This window comes from Streptomyces sp. NPDC001536, assembly GCF_042894505.1.
Classification (GTDB): domain Bacteria; phylum Actinomycetota; class Actinomycetes; order Streptomycetales; family Streptomycetaceae; genus Streptomyces.
In genome coordinates, this window is sequence record NZ_JBIAVQ010000048.1 from 1 (window position 1) to 1,425 (window position 1,425).

Consider the following 1,425-nt stretch of genomic DNA (forward strand, 5'->3'; position numbering starts at 1 on the left):
GCTAGTGTGCTGCGCCTGAAATCCCGGGCTTAAATCTGTCGCGGGTTACCGCTGGCTGGAGGGGTGACCTTGGCGAGGTACTCGGCGAGCGAGTTGAGGATCTCGTCGGCGGTCTTGGTCCAGGTGAAGGGCCTGGGCTTCTCGTTCCACGAGTCGATCCAGGCCCTGATGTCGTCCTCCAGCGCCTTCACCGAGGTGTGGACGCCCCGGCGGATGAGCTTGTCGGTCAGCAGGCCGAACCATCGCTCGACCTGGTTGATCCAGGAGGAGCCGGTCGGAGTGAAGTGGACATGAAAGCGGGGGTGCTTGCCGAGCCAGGTCTTGATCTCGGGGGTGTTGTGGGTGGCGTAGTTGTCACACACCAGGTGCACATCGAGCCCGGCGGGAACCCGCTTGTCTATCGTGACCAGGAACTTTTTGAACTCGACGGCCCGGTGGCGGCGGTGCAGTTCACCGATGACGGTGCCGTCGGCGATGTTGAACGCGGCGAACAGACTGGTGATGCCGTGCCGCAGGTAGTCGTGGGTACGCCGCTCGGGCATGCCCGGCATCATCGGCAGCACCGGCTGCGAGCGGTCCAGCGCCTGGATCTGGCTCTTCTCGTCCACGCACAACACCACCGCCTTCTCGGGCGGGTGGTGATACAGGCCGACGACGTCGACGACCTTCGCGACGAACTGCGGATCGGTGGACAGTTTGAAGGCATCCTGCAGGTGCGGCTTGAGGTCGAACTTCCTCCAGATCCGCCCGATGGTCGACTTCGACAGCCCGGTGCGCTCGGCCATGGAGGCCCGCGACCAGTGCGTGTCCTTACCCGGGGTCGATTCCAGCGTCGCGACGACAACATCCTCGACCTGGTCGAGCAGGATCGAGGGCGGCCTGCCGGGCCGCGGCTCATCGGTCAGCCCGTCCAGCCGCCGCTCGACGAACCGGGCCCGCCAGCGGCTCACCGACTGCTCACGCACCCCGAGTTCGGCCGCCACCTGCCTATTCGTCCCGCCCTCCGCGCACCGCAGCACGATCCGCGCGCGCAGAGCCAGGAACTGAGCGGTCTTGGCGCGCCTGGCCCAACGCGTCAGCTGAGTCCGTTCGTCATCACTGAGCACCAGTTCCGACTTGCGCCGGCCCGGCCGCGGCTCATCCGCAAGTCCGGCCATCCGGCGGGCAGCAAACCGCGACCGCCACTTCCTCACCGTGTCCGCGGTTACCTTTAACTCCGCCGCCACACGCGTATTCGGCTGCCCGTCCGCGCACGCCAAGACGATCCGTGCCCGCTCGACAAGACGAGGCGCCACCGCCCCGCCCACCCAGCGCAGCAACTCGGCGCGCTCCTCATCGGACAACACAACTTCAACGGCACGAGGACCCCGAGACATGAAAACAGGCTACAGATTTAAGCCCGGGATTTCAGGCGCAGCACACTAG

The 1,425-nt window shown here is 66.1% G+C and carries 1 protein-coding gene; it reads right to left on the bottom strand.

Going from position 1 to position 1,425, the window contains the following annotated elements:
- Nucleotides 1-29: 29 nt before the first annotated feature.
- Nucleotides 30-1,376: an IS630 family transposase gene (locus tag ACFY0U_RS45665; RefSeq protein ID WP_388646476.1), complete on the bottom strand. Its 1,347-nt coding sequence runs from the start codon at nucleotides 1,374-1,376 to the stop codon at nucleotides 30-32.
- Nucleotides 1,377-1,425 lie beyond the last annotated feature (49 nt).

Excerpts from the sequence above, each read along its gene's own strand:
- ACFY0U_RS45665 (WP_388646476.1), bottom strand. The coding sequence starts at position 1,376 with ATGTCTCGGGGTCCTCGTGCCGTTGAAGTTGTGTTGTCCGATGAGGAG.